The organism is Humibacillus xanthopallidus (assembly GCF_044793955.1).
Lineage (GTDB): Bacteria > Actinomycetota > Actinomycetes > Actinomycetales > Dermatophilaceae > Humibacillus > Humibacillus xanthopallidus_C.
On the sequence record NZ_CP084995.1, the window covers coordinates 4,041,048 to 4,058,993 of the forward strand.

At 70.0% G+C, this 17,946-nt stretch carries 12 protein-coding genes; 9 read left to right on the forward strand and 3 right to left on the reverse strand.

Going from position 1 to position 17,946, the window contains the following annotated elements; translation table 11 throughout:
* Positions 1–82: 82 nt before the first annotated feature.
* The 4 genes from LG278_RS18260 to LG278_RS18275 all read left to right on the forward strand — a co-directional run bounded on the left by LG278_RS18260 (position 83) and on the right by LG278_RS18275 (position 6,061).
* Positions 83–1,045, forward strand: coding sequence for a helix-turn-helix domain-containing protein (locus LG278_RS18260; protein WP_404388948.1), 963 nt, complete (start codon positions 83–85; stop codon positions 1,043–1,045).
* Between the two features lie 219 nt (positions 1,046–1,264).
* Entirely contained in the window at positions 1,265–2,038 is a 774-nt protein-coding gene (locus tag LG278_RS18265) for a cyclase family protein (RefSeq protein ID WP_404388950.1), read from the forward strand.
* Positions 2,039–2,147: 109 nt separating this feature from the next.
* Positions 2,148–4,391, forward strand: coding sequence for a thiamine pyrophosphate-dependent enzyme (locus LG278_RS18270; RefSeq protein ID WP_404388952.1), 2,244 nt, complete (start codon positions 2,148–2,150; stop codon positions 4,389–4,391).
* A complete protein-coding gene (locus tag LG278_RS18275; protein WP_404388953.1) occupies positions 4,388–6,061 on the forward strand; it encodes an indolepyruvate oxidoreductase subunit beta family protein in 1,674 nt (557 codons plus the stop codon). The genes LG278_RS18270 and LG278_RS18275 overlap by 4 nt, the downstream gene beginning before the upstream one ends.
* A gap of 88 nt (positions 6,062–6,149) precedes the next feature.
* On the opposite strand, the gene LG278_RS18280 is transcribed toward LG278_RS18275, so the two are convergent.
* Positions 6,150–6,605: an acyl-CoA thioesterase gene (locus LG278_RS18280; RefSeq protein WP_404388954.1), complete on the reverse strand. Its 456-nt coding sequence runs from the start codon at positions 6,603–6,605 to the stop codon at positions 6,150–6,152.
* A gap of 58 nt (positions 6,606–6,663) precedes the next feature.
* On the reverse strand, positions 6,664–7,527 hold the full coding sequence (locus LG278_RS18285) for a PaaX family transcriptional regulator C-terminal domain-containing protein (protein ID WP_404388956.1): 864 nt from the start codon (positions 7,525–7,527) through the stop codon (positions 6,664–6,666).
* An 87-nt stretch (positions 7,528–7,614) separates the two neighbouring features.
* Here LG278_RS18285 and LG278_RS18290 point away from each other — a divergent pair, with 87 nt between their 5' ends.
* Positions 7,615–9,243, forward strand: coding sequence for an AMP-binding protein (locus tag LG278_RS18290; protein ID WP_404388958.1), 1,629 nt, complete (start codon positions 7,615–7,617; stop codon positions 9,241–9,243).
* A 27-nt stretch (positions 9,244–9,270) separates the two neighbouring features.
* Here the strand turns inward: LG278_RS18290 and LG278_RS18295 are convergent, their stop codons facing one another.
* Entirely contained in the window at positions 9,271–10,056 is a 786-nt protein-coding gene (locus LG278_RS18295; RefSeq protein WP_404388959.1) for an SDR family NAD(P)-dependent oxidoreductase, read from the reverse strand.
* Between the two features lie 94 nt (positions 10,057–10,150).
* Between LG278_RS18295 and LG278_RS18300 the strand changes: the two genes are divergently transcribed.
* The 4 genes from LG278_RS18300 to LG278_RS18315 are packed head-to-tail and all read left to right on the forward strand — an operon-like array spanning position 10,151 to position 17,910.
* A complete protein-coding gene (locus LG278_RS18300; protein ID WP_404388961.1) occupies positions 10,151–12,517 on the forward strand; it encodes a bifunctional salicylyl-CoA 5-hydroxylase/oxidoreductase in 2,367 nt (788 codons plus the stop codon).
* Positions 12,510–14,738, forward strand: a complete 2,229-nt coding sequence (locus tag LG278_RS18305; RefSeq protein ID WP_404388963.1) for an acetate--CoA ligase family protein — start codon at positions 12,510–12,512, stop codon at positions 14,736–14,738. The genes LG278_RS18300 and LG278_RS18305 overlap by 8 nt, the downstream gene beginning before the upstream one ends.
* Before the next feature lie 59 nt (positions 14,739–14,797).
* Positions 14,798–16,381: an AMP-binding protein gene (locus tag LG278_RS18310; protein ID WP_404388964.1), complete on the forward strand. Its 1,584-nt coding sequence runs from the start codon at positions 14,798–14,800 to the stop codon at positions 16,379–16,381.
* Positions 16,378–17,910, forward strand: coding sequence for a methylmalonyl-CoA mutase (locus LG278_RS18315; protein ID WP_404388965.1), 1,533 nt, complete (start codon positions 16,378–16,380; stop codon positions 17,908–17,910). Before LG278_RS18310 ends, LG278_RS18315 begins: the two co-directional genes overlap by 4 nt.
* Positions 17,911–17,946 lie beyond the last annotated feature (36 nt).

Here is a 17,946-nt window from a genome sequence, read left to right on the forward strand (position 1 = left end):
CCGCTCACGACGCGCGATCCCAGCGAGTAGCGTTCCCCTTGGCGCGGACGTGATGGACGCGAGGCAGCAAGGCAGGGCAGTCATGGCAGGCGTGGCAACGCAGATCGAGCGGGAGTCGGTGACGACGACAGACGTCGACGCGGCTCGCGAGCGGGTGGCGACCGTCTTCTGCCCGCACGGGCTCGAGCCGCGGGGCAGGGTCGACGTGCGGCTGCGAGCGGCGCGGGCCGACCAGGTCGGCATCATCCACCTGGACTACGGCGCGACCGTCGACATCGCCCCCGAGCCGCTCGAGCACTTCTACCTCGTGCAGATCCCGCGCTCCGGCGCCGCCCGGGTGGCCCACGCCGGTCAGGAGATCCTCTCGGACCCGTCCCGCGCCTCCGTGCTCTCGCCGCACGAGCCGACCTCGATGACCTGGTTCGCCGGCAACCCCCAGACGATCGTCTATCTCGCCCGTTCGCTCGTCGAGCACGCGCTGGAGTCGCTGACCGGTGCGAGCGTCTCGGGCCCACTGACCTTCGAGGTCGGTATGCCGCTCACGACGCCCCGCGCGCGCAGCTGGCTCACGACCGTGGACTGCCTCCGAGCCGAGCTCGAGGACGTGCCTGGCAGCGGGCTCGTCGAGCACGCCGACGCGCTCGGGCTCTCCATCGCCACGCAGCTGCTCGAGTCGCACGCCCACAGCCACACCCGCGAGCTGTTGCGGCGTGGCGCGTCGGCGCGCACGCTTCGGCGCGCTCTCGATGTCATCGATGCGCAGTTGCCTGAGCCGCTCGCTGTCTCGGCGATCGCGGCCGAAGTGGGCGTCTGCACGCGCGTGCTGCAGGATGCCTTCAGCCGTGAGCTGGGGGTGGCGCCGCTCGCCTACATCCGTGAGCGGCGCCTGCGGGCGGCCAGGGCCCGGCTGATCAAGACGGCCCCTCAGGACACCACCGTCACCGATGTCGCGCTGAGCGTCGGGCTGACCCATCTGGGACGGTTCGCCGGGGATTACCGCAACCGCTTCGGCGAGAGCCCGTCCACGACGTTGCACCGCTGCTGACGCCGAACCGGCCGCAGCCGGCTCACTGTCTTTCTCCTCAGGGGCTTCTCCGCGGCTCACGGATGACCTATGTTTAGGTCGATTGTGTGACGACCGTCGAAAGAAAGCCATACTGGTGGCCGGCTCGCCGAGACGACGACCGGCTCTGGTTGACCCGACTCGACGCCCTGCCCGAGTTCATAACCACCACACCGCGCACCACCTCGACCAAGGAGAACCATGTCCGTACTCAAGGACCTCGTCGACGGCCTCGCCGACGGCCAGATCGCGATCGTCGACCTCACGGCCAGGCTGTCGAGCGACACCCCGATCATCCAGTTGCCCCCCATGTTCGGCCAGACCCAGCGCTTCGAGCTCGAGGAGATCAGCAACTACGACGACCGTGGCCCGGGGTGGTACTGGAACAACTTCCGCAGCGGCGAGCACACCGGCACCCACTTCGACGCACCGAACCACTGGGTCACGGGCAAGGACCTCGGTGACGTCGCAGACGTCCCGGTCGACCGGCTGATCCGCCCCGTCGTCGTCCTGGACTTCAGCACGCAGTGCGCCGTCAACCCCGACTTCCTCCTCGAGGTCGATGACATCAAGGCGTGGGAGGCCGACAACGGCCCGCTGCCCGACGGCGGCTGGATGATCTACCGCACCGGCTGGGACGAGCGATCCAACTCCCAGGAGGAGTTCATCAACGCGGACGAGAACGGTCCGCACACCCCCGGCATGACCGTCGAGTGCGCGCGGTGGATCGCCGAGGAGTCCCCGCTGGTCGGGGTCGGCGTCGAGACGGTCGGCACCGACGCCGGCGCAGCCCACTCGTTCGACCCGGCCTTCCCGTGCCACTCCTACCTCATGGGCAGCGGCAAGTACGGGCTCACCCAGCTGCAGAATGTCGCCCAGCTCCCCACCACGGGAGCGGTGCTCGTCGCCGGACCCCTGCCGATCGTCACCGGGTCCGGTGCGCCCGCACGCGTCTACGCCCTCGTCGAGCGCTGAGCCCACACGGCCCCTCGAGGAAGTATGGCGAATCCTTGACCCTCGTCACTGAGGCGATATAGCGTCGAGGCGAGCCAGTGCGCACACTGGTGACGAGTAGAGGAGCATCATGGCCGAACGTTCATTCGCGCACGAGGTTCTCGCGCTCCGGCAGGGTGCCGGCACGACCTTCCGCGGGGAGGGCATCCTCGCCGTCACCAAGGCCCTCCTCCAATCGGGCGTCGCCTACGTCGGCGGCTACCAGGGCGCCCCGATCTCCCACCTCATGGACGTGCTCGGCGATGCGCACGAGATCCTCGAGGAGCTCGACGTCTACTTCGAGAACAGCGCGTCCGAAGCCACGGCGGCCGCCATGCTGGCCGCCTCGGTGCACTACCCACTCCGCGGTGCCGTCACCTTCAAGTCGACCGTCGGCACCAACGTCGCATCCGACGCCCTCGCCAACCTCTCGAGCGGCGGCGTGACCGGCGGTGCACTCGTCATCGTCGGCGAGGACTACGGCGAGGGCTCGAGCATCATGCAGGAGCGCTCGCACGCGTTCGCCATGAAGTCGCAGATGTGGCTGCTCGACCCACGGCCCAACCTCACGGCGATCGTCGACGCGGTGGAGGCCGGCTTCGAGCTGTCCGAGGTGAGCAACACCCCGGTCATGCTCCAGCTGCGCCTGCGCTCCTGCCACCTGACCGGCAGCTTCGTCGCCAAGGACAACAAGCGCCCGCCGATGACGGTGACGGATGCCGTCGAGAACCCGAAGCGCGACGTGAGCCGGATCGTCCTGCCGCCCGCGAGCTTCCTGCACGAGCAGGAGAAGATCACGCACCGGTGGCCGTCCGCCGTGAGGTTCATCCAGGAGCGCGGGATGAACGAGTTCTTCGCGGAGGATGCCGCCGACATCGGGATCATCGTGCAGGGTGGCCTCTACAACACGCTCAACCGGGCCCTCGAGCTGCTCGGCTGCTCCGATGCGTTCGGCAACTCCCACGTCCCGCTCTACTGCATGAACGTCACCTACCCCATCGTCGACGCCGAGGTGCTGCGCTTCTGCGAGGGCAAGCGCGCCGTGCTGCTCCTCGAGGAGGGCCAGCCGGACTACATCGAGCAGTCGCTCAACGCGATCCTGCGGCGGGCGGGGGCCACCGCTGCTCTGCATGGCAAGGACCTGTTGCCGGTCGCCGGCGAGTACACCCCGACGGCGGTCACCCGCGGGGTCGCCGCCTTCCTCAGGAAGTACCTCCCCGAGGCCATCACCTCCGAGCCCGCGCTGCTGCGGCCGGACACCGACCCGAGCTCCCCCTTCGCTCCTCGGGTCGAGCCGGCCGTCGTCCAGCCTCGCCCGCCGGGCCTGTGCACCGGGTGCCCGGAACGCCCGATCTTCAGCGCCCTCAAACTCGCTGAGCGCGAGACCGGCCAGCACCACATCAGCGCCGACATCGGTTGCCACCTCTTCTCGATCAACGCGCCCTTCCACCTCGGCGCGACGACGATGGGCTACGGCCTGGGATCCGCCGGCGGAGCGGCCCTCAACTCCAAGGACGCCGGTCGCCGGACGATCGCGATCATGGGCGACGGCGGTTTCTGGCACAACGGCCTGACAAGTGGCGTCGGCAACGCCGTGTTCAACAAGAACGACCAGCTCCTCGTCGTCGTCGACAACGCCTACAGCGCGGCGACCGGCGGCCAGGACGTGCTCTCCTCCCAGGCCCAGAGCCCGCTGCGTTCTACCCAGCATCCGATAGAGAAGGCCGTGCGTGGCATCGGCGTCACGTGGGCGACGACCGTCACCAACACCTTCAAGGTGGCCGAGCTGCGCGACCTGTTCATCCACGCGCTCACCACCGACGAGCCCGGCCCCAAGGTCATCGTCGCCCAGAGCGAGTGTCAGCTGAACCGCCAGCGCCGGGTGGCCCCCGAGCGCGCCCAGGCGGTCTCCGACGGCAAACGCATCGTCAAGGAGCGCTTCGGGGTCGACTCCGAGACCTGCACCGGCGACCACGCGTGCATCCGGATCTCCGGGTGCCCGTCGCTGACGATCAAGCCCAACCCCGACCCGATGCGGATCGACCCCGTCGCCACCGTCACTGACAGCTGTGTCGGCTGTGGGGTCTGCGGCGCCAACGCCCACGCGGCGGCGCTGTGCCCCTCCTTCTATCGCACCGATGTCGTGTTCAACCCGACCCGTCGAGACAAGGCCTTGGCGAAGATGCGCAACGGGTGGATCTCTCTGATGTCGAAGGGGATCGAGCGACGCGCATCAGCCATCGAGGCCCCAGCGGCTCCAGAAGGTCAGGGAGCGCCGGACACGGTGCCAGCGCACACGACCGTGTCCGACTCCCGCGCGCGAGTCTCCGCATGAGCTGGACAGACGGGCAGAGGCCGATCACGGTCGCGGTGCTCGCGATGGGCGGCGAGGGCGGCGGCGTGCTCTCGAACTGGATCGCATCGCTCGGCGAGGCGGACGGCTGGACCTCCCAGTCGACCTCGGTCGCCGGTGTAGCCCAGCGCACCGGCGCGACGATCTACTACATCGAGCTCTTCCCACCCCACGAGGACACCGGCACCGGCGCCCGGCAGGAGCCGGTGCTCAGCATGATGCCGACGCCGGGTGAGGTCGACGTCGTCATCGCCTCAGAGCTCATGGAGGCCGGGCGGGCAGTCCAGCGCGGCTTCGTCACGCCCGACCGCACGACGCTCATCGCCTCGACCAACCGCGTCTACTCGATCACCGAGCGCAGCACCCTCGGCGACGGCCGCGTGGACTCCGACGCCCTCATCTCCGGCGCCGGCGCAGCCTCGCGACGCTTCGTCGGCGCAGACTTCATGGCCCTCGCTCTCGCCGCCCGGAGCGTCATCAGCGCGTCACTCTTCGGCGCGCTGGCCGCGAGCGGCACGCTGCCGTTCTCGCGAGAGGACTTCGAGGCCGCGATCACCCAGACCGGCAAGGCGAAGCAGGCCGACGCCAGCCTCCGCGCCTTCGCGGCCGGCTTCGAGGCGGCGCGCACTGCCCTCGAGCCGCCGCGCGCGGGGGCGACGCCCGACGGGACTCCTCTTGCCGTCGAGTCCGAGGAGCTGGTGGACCGGCCCCGCAACCCGGTCCCGGTCATGCTCAGCCTGCGACGGCCCGCCGACCCGGCCGAGGAGGCCGCCCGGGCCGAAGCAGCAGCACGGTCCCAGGCCATCGCCGACCCGACCTCTCTCGTCGGCCCCGAGCTGCACGCTCATGCCCTGCGCGTGGCCAGAGACTTCCCTGATGCTGCCCGCCTGATGCTGCTCCGCGGCATCCAGCGCACCGCCCTCTACCAGGACCTCGACTACACCGACCGCTATCTCGCGCGGGTGGCGCGGATCGCCGCGCTCGACCCCGATCGCGACGGCGAGGCCGCGATGACCACCGAGGCGGCGCGGCACGTGGCGCTGTGGATGTGCTACCACGACACGATCCACGTCGCCCTGCAGAAGACGCGGCAGGAGCGGCTGCAGCGGGTCCGCGCGGAGGCGGGTGCGGCGCCCGAGCAGCTCATGCAGGTGCGCGAGTTCCTCCACCCGCAGGTCGACGAGATCACCGACACGATGCCCACAGCGCTCGGTGCGCGCCTCGCGAAGTCGAAGGCCTTCGGCAAGGTCGTGCATGCGGTGGCGCACAAGGGGATCGTCGTGAACACGACATCAGCGTCCGGCTACACGACCCTGTCAGTTCTTGCGCGGCTGCGGCCGATGCGCCCTCGCTCGTTGCGTTTCGGGCGCGAGCAGCAGTTCATCGACGTTTGGCTCGACCTCGCGGCGGAGCTCGCCGGCGAGGACCCGGACCTCGGGACCGAGGTGATCCGGTGCGAGCGCGTGCTCAAGGGCTACGGCCAGACGCATGAGCACGGCCGGGAGAGCTTCGGATTGCTCATGGAGGCGGCGAAGCGCCTGCGCGGACAGGACGGCGCAGCGCGCCAGCTGGCTCGGCTCATGGAGGCCGCGCTGGTCGATGAGGACGGCGTCGCACTGCGCACCGGTTTGGCCAACGCCGGCCTGCGCTGACTCCTCGAGTGATCCGTCGCGTCCCGCCGGGGTGGCACCTCGACTCCGGGCGGCGCAAGGAAGCAGACGATGCTGTAGACCGCTGGGCTCAGTTCGAGACCAGCGCGCGATCGGACTCCAGCAGGGAACGCACCTCGTCCGGCCACGGCTGTGCGCCGCCCCTCGGATCGGGCGCATGGACGACCACGAACCGTCCCTCGGAACTGACCTCCCGCGGTGCGCCCGTGTCGTCGGGCTCCCCGTCGACCACCACTGCGGAGAAGCCGAACGTGCACGACGTCTCGCCAACCCGGATCACGCCGACCGTCACCTCGAGCGGCTGGTCGAACCACACCCGCGCCCGGTAGTCGATTTCGAGGTGGACGCGCGGCACCCGCGGCACGTAGTCGACGAGCCCGAGCTCGCGCCACAGCGCGTGCTCGCTCTCCTCCAGCCATCGCACGGCGGAGCTGAAGTGGTTGTGCCCCGCCGCATCCGTCTCGTTCCACCGGAGCCGTCGGCGCATCGTCAGCCGCGCGCCGGTGACCTCGTCGAGCACCGTCATGACGGGATCCTCCCACCCGGCGTGGTCGCGTCCGGGCGTGCAGTCGAGCACTCGACGGTCACGCGCTGCGGACTTCGTCGACGAAACGGTGCGCGGGCGCTTCGAGACGGCGCTTCAGCGCATCGAAGGTGTTGGCGCTCTCGACACCGGCCCAGTCCCGCGGGAGCAGCTTGACCGGCAGGCCCGGGTCGAGGAAGGGCAGCCGGCGCCACGCCGTGATCGTCCGCACGTAGTCGGCGAATGCCTCCGCCTCGTCGTCCCTGCGCCGGCGGGCGCGCCACGACGCGAGCAGCGGGGCGTGCTGCTCGTGGAACTGCTGGTAGAGCGAGTTGATCGTGGTGAGGTCCCACCACGTCCGGGTCTCGTTCTCGAGGTCACCGAAGCCGAGGTAATCGGCCCGAAAGAGGTCGACATACGCACCAAGGTCGGCCCGCGAGAGGACCTCGCGGGTCTCGTCCTCGAGGTGGCCCGGAGCCACCCACACGCCGGCACTGACCGTCCCGTAGCCGAGCCAGGCGAGCCGGGTGCGCAACAGGTGTCGCTTGCGCCGCTCGGACTCCGGCACCGAGAAGATCGCGAGGATCCAGCCGTCCTCGGGGGAGGCGGGGCGGCGGTTGAAGATCCGTCGGTCGCCGCTGTCGAGGATGAGCCGGGCCCCGGCAGAGAGGGTGTAGCCGGCGCTCCCGTCGATCCGCTCGGCCTCGAGGATGTCGCGCCGCTTGAGCCGCGAGACCGACGACCGCACGGCCGGCTCGTCGACACCGAGCTCGGCCATCAGCCGGATGATCGCGCTGACGCTCAGCCAACCGCCCACCTCGCGGGCGTAGAGGCCGTAGATGCTGACGATGTAGGCCCGCGGCCGCGCCTGGGCGAGCGTCGGGCCGGCGTCCCCGATCAGCTCGAGCTGCTGGTCATCACTCACGAGGGCCGAGCCTACCCGTGACCATCGCCCCAACCGCACCATGGCGGACCATTGACTGTCGTCATGTGGCCTCCATACGGTGGACCGATGGAGCTGGCCCGGTCTGCCCACACCGATTCGTTCTGCCGAGACAACCTGCCACCGCAGGAGTTGTGGCCGGCGTTCTCCTTCGACCTGCCCGACGTGCAGTATCCCGAGCGGCTCAACTGCGCCGTCGAGCTGCTCGACCGGGTCATCGAGGAACTCGGCCCCGGTCGGCCGTGCCTCCGCAGCCCCGACGGCACCGTCTGGACCTATGGCGACCTCCTCGCCCACGCCAACCAGGTCGCCAACACGCTCGTCACCGACCACGGGCTCCTGCCGGGCAACCGCGTGCTGCTCCGCGGCCCGAACAACCTCTGGCTGGCCGCATCATGGTTCGGCGTGCTCAAGGCCGGAGGCGTCGTCGTGCCGACCATGCCCTTGCTCCGCCCGAAGGAGCTCTCGACGATGGGGGAGATCGGTCAGTTCACCCTGGCAATCTGCGACGCACGCTTCGTCGACGACCTCGCCGCGGCCGCCATCAAGGACCTGACGATCATCGAGTACGGCGGGGACTCCCCCGACGACCTGACCCGCACCAGCGCCCGGCATCCCGAGGCCTTCGACAACGTCGACACCTCCGCCGACGACGTCTCGATGCTCGCCTTCACCTCCGGCACCACCGGACGTCCCAAGGCCACGATGCACTTCCACCGCGACGTGCTCGCCAACGCCGACACCTTCAGCAGATACGTCCTGCGCCCGACGAAGGACGACATCTTCACCGGCACCCCGCCGATCGCGTTCACCTTCGGGCTCGGGGGGCTGATCATCTTCCCGCTCCGGGTTGGCGCGTCCACCCTGCTGGTCGAGAAGGCGACTCCCGACCAGCTCGCCGAGCTCATCGCAGAGCACGGGGTGACGGTCTGCTTCACGGCCCCCACGGCCTACCGCGCGATGATCGCCTCGGGCAACGTCGACAAGCTGCGCTCGCTGCGCCGCGGGGTCTCCGCCGGGGAGCACCTGCCCGTCGCGACCTGGGAGGCGTTCAAGGACGCGAGCGGCGTCGAGCTCATCGACGGGATCGGCTCCACCGAAATGCTGCACATCTTCATCTCCGCGGCCGACGAGGACATTCGGCCGGGCGCCACGGGCAAGCCGATCCCCGGCTACCGCGCCAAGATCGTCGACCTCGCCGGCGGCGACGCGCCCGACGGCGAGCCGGGCCGGCTCGCCGTGCAGGGTCCGACGGGCTGCCGCTACCTCGCCGACGAGCGGCAGACCGTCTACGTCCAGGACGGCTGGAACATCACCGGCGACATCTTCATCCGCGACGAGGACGGCTACTTCTGGTACCAGGCGCGCAGCGACGACATGATCGTCAGCTCCGGCTACAACATCAGCGGGCCTGAGGTCGAGGAGGCGATCGTGACCCACCCGGATGTCCTCGAGAGCGCCGTCATCGGGACCCCTGACGAGGCCCGCGGCAGCGTCGTCAAGGCCTACATCGTGCTCAAGGAGGGCCTTGACTCCGTGCCTACCGAGGAGGCGAGGGCGGCCAAGGCCAAGCAGATCCAGGACCACGTCAAGCGAGCCATCGCGCCCTACAAGTACCCGCGCCAGATCGAGTTCATCGCGGCGCTGCCCCGAACCTCGACAGGCAAGGTCCAGCGCTTCCGCCTGCGCCAGAAGTAGTCGACGACGTGACGCACCAGCGATGACTCAGAGGGGCATGAAGCGGCCGCCGTTGACGTCGAGCACGACCCCGGTGATGTAGGACGCCTCTTCCGAGGCGAGGAAGAGCACCGGGTCGACGATCTCGCGCAGCTCCGGGAAGCGGTCGAGCGGGATGGCGTCGAGCACCTCGCGCCGCTCCGCCTCGGGCATCTCGTCGTACATCGTCTGCAGCCGCCCGGTGAGGAAGAGTCCCGGAGCGACGGCGTTGACGCGGATCCCCCGCTGCCCGACCTCCCGAGCGAGACGCCTCGTCAGCCCGACCACGGCGGCCTTCGACGCGGCATACGGCACGCCCGTGACGGGCGACGGCTGGCGCCCGCCGATCGAGCTGACGGTGACGATCGCACCGCCGCGACCCATGTGCTCGAGCGCGGCCTGCGCGCTGTAGAAGGTCCCCTTGACGTTGACGTCGACGACGAGGTCGACGTGCTCCTCGGTGATCTCCTCCAATCCCTTGGGCGTGCCGAGCGAGCCGCCGGCGAGCGTGACGAGCACGTCGAGCCCACCGAGGTCGCTGACGACCCGCGACATGACGTCGGTCACCTGGGCACGCGACGCAACGTCAGCGGCATACGCCACGGCTTTGACGCCGGTCTCCGCGCTGATCTCGGACGCGAGCGTGCGCGCAGCGTCCTCCACTGCGTGGACGTCGACGACTGCGACGTTGGCGCCCGCGATCGCGAATCCCTGGCACACGGCCTGGCCAATGCCCCCCGCTCCGCCGGTGACGACGACGGTGCTCCCGGCGAAACGGGACTCTCTCGAAGACATCTCTCATTCCGTTCTGTTGACGACCGTCTGGAAAACAACATAGCCTTGGCGTCGCCCTAGGACAATCACAGCGCACGTCCCATCGGAGGTCCACGTGAAGATCGCGCTCATCGGCGGTGGCCCAGGAGGTCTCTACTTCTCGGTCCTGGCCAAGCAGCTCGACCCCAGCCACGAGATCACCGTCTGGGAGCGAAACGCACCGGACGACACGTTCGGCTTCGGCGTCGTCTTCTCCGACGAGACGCTCGGCGGGATCGAGCACGCCGACCCGGCGATCCACGCCGCCATGGAGGCCGAGTTCGCCCGGTGGGACGACATCGACGTGCACTTCCGCGGGCAGACGATCACGAGCGGCGGGCACGGCTTCGCGGCGATGACCCGCAAGCGGCTGCTGGAGCTGCTCCAGGCCCGTGCCGCCGAGCTCGACATCACCGTGCACTTCCGCACCGAGGCGCCGGACGCCGACGAGCTCGCCGCCACGCACGACCTCGTCATCGCTGCCGACGGTCTCAACTCGCTCGTCCGCACCAACCACGCCGACGAGTTCCGCCCGACTCTCGACATGCGCAAGTGCAAGTACATGTGGCTCGCGACCGACCGGGTCTTCGACGCGTTCAAGTTCTACATTCTCGAGACGCCGTGGGGCGTCATGCAAGTGCATGGCTACCCCTATGACGCGACGGGCAGCACCTTCATCATCGAGATGCACGAGGATGTTTGGCAGGCAGCGGGATTCGCCGACTTCGACACCCGCGAGTGGAAGCCGGGCGACTCCGACGAGCAGTCGATCGCCAAGGTCCGCGCGATCTGCGGCGAGATCCTCGACGGCTACGAGGTGATGTCCAACAACTCCCGGTGGATCACCTTCCGCACCGTTCGCAACGAGCACTGGCGGGCTGGCGAGCGCCACAACATCGTCATCCTCGGCGACGCGGCGCACACCGCGCACTTCTCGATCGGCTCGGGCACGAAGCTCGCCATGGAGGACGCCCTCGCCCTCGCCGCGTGCCTGCATGAGCACGAGACGCTCGACGCGGCGCTCAGCGCCTACGAGGCCGAGCGCAAGCCCGTCGTCCTGTCGACGCAGCGTGCCGCGCAGGCGAGCCTCGAGTGGTTCGAGAGCCTCGGCCAGTACGTCGACCAGGACCCGGAACAGTTCGCCTTCAACATCATGACGCGCAGCCGCCGCGTCACGCACGACAACCTCAAGGTGCGCGACCCGGCGTTCGTCGAGCGGATGGACACGTGGTTCGCCACATCGACGCCGGGGTCGGAGAGCGGCGCGCCGCCGATGTTCCAGCCGTTCACGCTCGGCGAGCTCGAGCTGGTCAACCGGGTCGTCGTGTCGCCGATGGACATGTATGCCGCCCACGACGACGGCCTGCCCACGGGGTTCCACGTCGCGCACCTCAGCGGCAAGGCGCTCGGCGGCGCCGGTCTCGTCATGACCGAGATGGTCTGCACCTCGCCCGAGGGCCGGATCACCCCGGGCTGCACGGGCATCTGGAACGACGAGCAGATGGAGGCGTGGAGGCGCATCGTCGACGTCGTGCACACCGAGTCTGCGAGCAAGGTCGGCATGCAGATCGGGCATTCCGGTCGCAAGGGCTCGACGAAGCTGATGTGGGAGGGCATGGACGAGCCGCTCGACACCGGCAACTGGGAGGTTGTCGCGCCGTCGCCGCTGCCCTACAAGGAGGGCGTCAACCAGGTGCCTCGCGAGCTCACCACCGCGGACCTCGAGGCGATCAAGGCCGAGTTCGTCGGCGCGGCCGAGCGGGCCGTTGCCGCAGGCTTCGACCTCGTCGAGCTGCACTGCGCCCACGGCTACCTGCTCTCCTCCTTCATCTCGCCGGTGACCAACCAGCGCACCGACGGCTACGGCGGCTCCCTAGAGAACCGGCTCCGCTTCCCGCTCGAGGTCTTCGCGGCGATGCGCGAGGTCGTGCCGGCGCCGACGCCGATGACCGTCCGCATCTCGGCGACGGACTGGGTCGTGGGCGGCGTCACCGTCGACGACGCGTGCGAGATCGCCCAGGCCTTCAAGGACGCCGGCGCCGCAGCGATCGACGTCTCGACCGGGCAGGTGACGCCGGACGAGCAGCCGGCCTTCGGGCGCAGTTACCAGACCCCCTTCTCCGACGCGATCCGCAACCGGGTCGGGATCAACACGATCGCCGTCGGCATCATCAGCTCGTGGGACGACGTGAACTCCATCGTCCTCGCCGGCCGGGCCGACCTCTGCGCGGTCGGGCGGGCTCACCTCTACAACCCGAACTGGACCCTTCACGCGGCCGTCGAGCAGGACTATGACGGGCCGGGCGCGGTGTGGCCGATGCCGTGGCGGGCCGGACGGCGCAAGCCGCAGACCGGCCGCGCCGAGGGCGAGAAGCCACGCCTGCAGCTCGTCCGCGAGGGCGCTCAGGGGACGCGGCACCGCAGGTGGCAGCCGAATGGCTGACGGTGTGTCGGCTGGTGGCTCGACCGGGCCGGAAGGGTCGCACGGGTCGCGCGGGTCGGCCCGGTCCGCGGGCGCCGGCTTGGTGCCGCCGCCGTCGGACATCCAAGCCCTGTGGGCGGCCCGGGGCGTCGCCGTCATCGGTGTCAGTGACCGGGCTGGCTCGCTCGGGCAGCTACCGGTGCGCTTCCTGGAGCGCTACGGCTACCGCGGCCCGGTGTCCATCATCCACCCGTCCGGCGGCCAGGTCATGGGCCGGCCGAGCCACCGCAGCCTCGCCGTCGCCCCGTGGCCGATCGACCTCGTGGTGGTCCTCGTGGGCTCCGATCGGGTCGAGGCCGTCATCGACGACTGCATCGCCGAGGGCATCGGCACCGCGATCATCTGCTCGAGCGGGTTCGCCGAGACCGGAGACGCGGGCGCCGCGCTGCAGGAGCGGCTCGTGGCGAAAGCGCGGGCGGGCGGCGTGCGGCTGCTCGGCCCGAACTGCATCGGCACGGTCGGGGTCGCGGCCGGCCAGGTGACCTCCTTCTCGCCGTTGTTCTCGGGAGAGCGGACCGAGCTCGTGCCCGGGCCGATCGGCTTCGTGTCGCAGAGCGGCGCGCTCGGCTACGGAGCGGTGTCGCTCGCCTTCGAGCGGGGGCTCGGCCTGGGCTGGGTCGTCAACACCGGCAACGAGGCCGACATCAGCGCGGTCGAGGTGATGGCCGCGATGGCAGACGAGCCGGGGTGCCGAGGCATCCTCGCCTACGCCGAGTCGCTCGGCGACATCGCCGGCCTGCGTGCCGTCGTCGACCGCGGTGTGCCGGTCGCCCTGCTCAAGGCTGGTCGTTCCGACGCCGGCGCCCGGGCCGCGGCCTCCCACACGGGCGCCCTGGCAGCGGGTGATCGGGTCGTCGACGCCGCGCTGCGCCAGATCGGCGTCGTGCGCGTCGACGACGTCGACGAGCTCCTCGACGTCGGTGACGTGATGACCTGCCCGCCGCTCGCTGGCGGCCGAATCGCCATCGTGACGACCTCTGGCGGATCAGGGATCCTCGCCGCCGACGCGGTCGAGAGGCACGGTCTCACGCTCGCCGCACTCGCCGCGGAGACGACGGTGGCCCTCGACGAGATCGTCCCGGCCTTCGGCTCGACCGCCAACCCGGTCGACGTCACGGCGTCGGTGATGAGCAACGGCGCGCTCTTCGACCGCACCCTCGACGCGATCGCCGACGACCCCGGGGTCGACGGCATCGTCGCGTGCTTCTGCGTGCTCACAGGCAAGGACGTGGACGACGTCGTCAACTCGCTGTCCCGGGTCGCCGAGCGGAGCGGCAAGCCGGTCGTCGTGGCGCGCACCGGTGCGGACCACCTTGCGCCCGCTGCGAATTCGCAGATGCGAGCCGCAGGCATACCGTGCTACCAGACGCCCGCGCGCGCCGTCCGAGCCCTCGCCGCCCTGCACTCCTTCAGTCGAGAGCACGCCTCCTCCCGATCGGAAGCACCTGTCCCCGTCGAAGGTGCGGTCTCCGACGGTCGAGAGCGGATGTCCCACCAGACGCCGCCTCACGGCGCGAGCGAGCAGGACGTCAAGGACCTGCTCGCCGCTGCCGGCATCCCCGTGCCGACGGGGCGCTTCGTCGACAGGGCCGACGACGCTGCCCAAGCCGTCGAGGAGTGCGGTGGCGCTGCCGTCTTCAAGGCGGTGGTCCCCGGCCTCGTGCACAAGTCCGATGCCGGCGGAGTCGTCGTGGGCGTCACCCCGGACCGCGCGGCCGCGGCCTATGAGCAGGTCGCCGGGCTCGGTGGCCGGGTGTGGGCCGAGGAGCTGGTCGGCGGTGGCGTCGAGGCCTTGGTCGGCTGCGCGCCGAGCCCGCTGGGCCCGGTGCTCACGGTCGGGGTGGGCGGCGTGCTCACCGAGGTGTTCAACGACGTCGCCCTGCGGCTGCTGCCCGTCACCGCCGCCGATGTCGAGCAGATGGTCGACGAGACGCGCCTCAGCACGCTGCTGGCGGGCGTCCGTGGCGCGGCGCCCGCCGACCGCGCGGCCCTTGTCGAGACCGTATGCCGCCTGGCGGGCATCGTCGGCTCGTGGCCGTCCGGCTTCGAGCTGGATCTCAACCCCGTCACCGTCCTTCCCCAGGGACATGGCGTGCGCGTGCTCGACGCGGCGTACATCGCGCCGACCAGCGACGCCCTCGAGCGCACTGGCGCCCACGCGGACCCCGAGCATCCAGCCTGACACCACCGACGAGCCCAACGACGTAACCGAGAACGACGCACCGAAGGACACGACCCCGCATGGACATCGGCACCCTCGTCACCAGAGCCGCCCACCGCTTCGGCGACCGGGTGGCGGTCGAAGGACCGGACGCCACCCGCACCTTCGCCGAGCTCGGCGATCGTGTCACCCGGATCGCGAACGGCCTGCTCGCGCAGGGACTCCACCCCGGTGACCGGGTGCTCGACCTGCAGACGAACTCGACGGCATACCTCGAAACCGACCTGGCGATCCGCGCGGCAGGGCTGGTGCGAGCGGCGCTCAACTACCGGCTGCACCCGAGCGACTGGGAGCGGATCGCGCGCGACTCGGGCGCGCGCGGTCTCGTCCACGCCGAACAGTTCGCCGACCAGATCGCGGGTTTCCGCGACGAGATCGACGTCGTCGTGCAGGTCGGCGGCACGAGCACGCACGGCTCGGCTGGCGGGCTGACCCTCGACGAGCTGATCGACGGCGCCGCCAGCTCCCCACTGCGAGCGCTCGACCCCGACGCGCTCTGCGGCCTGCACTACTCATCGGGCACGACCGGCCACCCCAAGGGCGCCCAGAGGACGCATCGCAACTGGCTGGCATCGGTTGTCAACATGACCCAGGACGTGCTCGGCGGGGTGCCCGACCCCGATGCGGACTGCTACGTGCACGCCGGGCCGGTCACCCACACGTCGGGTCTGTTCGTGCTTCCCTTCCTCGTCGCGGGCGCGCGCCAGATCATCCTGCCGAGCTGGGACCCCGACACTTTCATCGACGCCGTGGGGCAGCGTGGCGCCACGCACACCGCAGTTGTCCCGACGATGGTCGCGCGGCTGCTCGCGGTCGACGGGATCAGCCGCGCGACCCTGTCGGGCCTGAAGATGCTCGGCTACGCCGGCGCACCGATGCCGCCCGAGCAGATGCGCCAGGCCTACGACCGGCTCACGCCCAGCCTCGTGCAGTACTACGGCCTCGTCGAGGCGATCCCGCCCGTCACGGTCCTCGACCGCGACCTGCACACCCGCGGCCTCGACGACGAGCCGGGACTGCTGTCGTCTGCAGGTCGCCCGGCGCTGGGGGTCGAGCTGGCGGTCGTCGACGAGTCCGGCGCCAACGTCGCGCCCGGGGAGACCGGCGAGATCATCACGCGCGGTGACCACATCATGGCCGGCTACTGGAACGCCGAGTCGCGCGAAGACCTCAGCAAGTCTGTCGTCGACGGCTGGCTCCACACCGGCGACCTCGGCCGGATGGACGAGGAGGGCAACCTCTGGCTGGTCGACCGCAAGGGCGACATGATCATCTCGGGCGGCTACAACATCTATCCCCGCGAGGTCGAGGACGTCGTCGCCGAGGTGTCGGGCGTCGCCGAGGTCGCGGTCGTCGGGGTCGCCGACGCCGACTGGGGGCAGCGGGTCGTCGCCCTCGTCACCGAGCTGCCTGGGCAGACGGTGGACACCGATGCCGTGATGGAGCACTGTCGGTCTCGGATGGCGTCCTACAAGAAGCCCAAGGAGGTGCGCGTCGTGGCGCAGTTCCCGCTCAACTCCACCGGCAAGATCGCCAAGAAGGTGCTCCGGGAGCAGCTCGACGCCGAGGCGGCGGGGGCCAAGGCCGCAGGAGCCGACCGATGAACGCCGACCCCCGGCTCGAGACGGACTACGCACCCGAGGGCTCAGAACGACCTGGGGAGTTCCCTTACACCCGAGGCGTTTCCAATGAGCCCAAGCCGTGGATCATGGGGCAATACGCTGGCTTCGGCACGCCCCGCGAGTCCAACGAGCGCTTCCGCAAGCTGCTCGACGCCGGGGTCACCGGCTTCTCCGTCGCGATGGACCTGCCGACCCAGATGGGCATCGACTCCGACGACCCGCGGGCCGCCGGCGAGGTCGGGCGCGTCGGGGTGGCGATCGACTCGCTCGCCGACATCGAGGTCCTCATGGACGGCATCCCGCTCGAGCGGATCAGCCAGGTCCGCACCACGGCCAACTCGATCGGTTACATCTGGGCAGCGCTCTTCGTCGCCCTTGCGGAGAAGCGGAACGTCGACCCGAACGCGTTCGGCATGTTCATCCAGAACGACGTGCTCAAGGAGTTCATCGCCCGCGGCACCCAGATCTTTCCGCCGGAGCCGTCACTACGCCTCGCCGTCGACTGCATCGAGTACTGCGCGGAGCACGTCCCCAACTGGACCCCGCTCGCGATGAGCGGCTACCACATTCGCGAGTCGGGCTCGTCCGCGACGCAGGAGATCGCCTTCACCTTCGCCAACGCTCGCGCCTACCTCGACGAGTGCGTGCGCCGCGGAGTCTCCGTCGACCAGGTGGCGCCGACGCTGTTCACCTTCCTTGCGATCACGACCGACGTGCTCCAGGAGGTCGCGAAGTTCCGCGCGGCCCGTCGCGTGTGGGCGCGTCTGATGCGAGATGTCTACGGGGCGAAGGACCCCCGCTCGCAGCAGCTGCGGATCTTCGCCTTCACGGCCGGCTCGACGCTGACGGCGCAGCAACCACTGAACAACGTCGTGCGCGCATCCGTGGAGGCGATGACCGCGGCGCTCGCCGGTGTGCAGACGATGCATGTCTCGGCCTACGACGAGGCGCTCGGTGTGCCGACAGAGTCTGCTGCGACGCTCGCGCTCCGCACTCAGCAGGTGGTGGCGTTCGAGACCGGGCTGACGACGACGCTCGACCCCTTCGGTGGGTCGTATGCCGTGGAGTCTCTCACCGATGACCTCGAGTCCTCGATCTGGGACCTTCTCGAGCAGATCAAGGGCAAGGGGGGTGCGCTCGCGGCGATCGAGTCGGGCGAGTTCGCCCGTGAGCTGTCGGAGGCTGCCTATGACCTGGCAATCTCGATCGAGAGCGGAAAGCGGACAGTCGTCGGCGTGAACCGCTTCCCCTCCCCTGCCGAGCCGCTCGAGGTCTTCCGGATCGACCCGTCGGCCGAGCGGGGACAGATCGACGCGGTGCGCGCGATGCGGGCCAAGCGCGACCAAGCGGCGGTGGACGCTGCACTGGCCCGGCTGCGCGAAGACGTCGCCGCCGGTCGCTCGGTCATGCCGGCGACGATCGAGGCGGTCAAGGCGTACTCGACGATCGGCGAGGTCGTCGACGTGTTGCGCGACGCCTTCGGCGGCTGGACCCCCTCGTCCGCCTTCTGATCCCGGGCGCACCCTCCCGCCGCGATCAACTCGGTG

Coding starts and splice junctions, on each gene's coding strand:
- LG278_RS18280 (WP_404388954.1), bottom strand. CDS start 6,605: ATGACGGTGCTCGACGAGGTCACCGGCGCGCGGCTGACGATGCGCCGA.
- LG278_RS18265 (WP_404388950.1), top strand. CDS start 1,265: ATGTCCGTACTCAAGGACCTCGTCGACGGCCTCGCCGACGGCCAGATC.
- LG278_RS18295 (WP_404388959.1), bottom strand. CDS start 10,056: ATGTCTTCGAGAGAGTCCCGTTTCGCCGGGAGCACCGTCGTCGTCACC.
- LG278_RS18290 (WP_404388958.1), top strand. CDS start 7,615: ATGGAGCTGGCCCGGTCTGCCCACACCGATTCGTTCTGCCGAGACAAC.
- LG278_RS18260 (WP_404388948.1), top strand. CDS start 83: ATGGCAGGCGTGGCAACGCAGATCGAGCGGGAGTCGGTGACGACGACA.
- LG278_RS18270 (WP_404388952.1), top strand. CDS start 2,148: ATGGCCGAACGTTCATTCGCGCACGAGGTTCTCGCGCTCCGGCAGGGT.
- LG278_RS18275 (WP_404388953.1), top strand. CDS start 4,388: ATGAGCTGGACAGACGGGCAGAGGCCGATCACGGTCGCGGTGCTCGCG.
- LG278_RS18310 (WP_404388964.1), top strand. CDS start 14,798: ATGGACATCGGCACCCTCGTCACCAGAGCCGCCCACCGCTTCGGCGAC.
- LG278_RS18305 (WP_404388963.1), top strand. CDS start 12,510: ATGGCTGACGGTGTGTCGGCTGGTGGCTCGACCGGGCCGGAAGGGTCG.
- LG278_RS18315 (WP_404388965.1), top strand. CDS start 16,378: ATGAACGCCGACCCCCGGCTCGAGACGGACTACGCACCCGAGGGCTCA.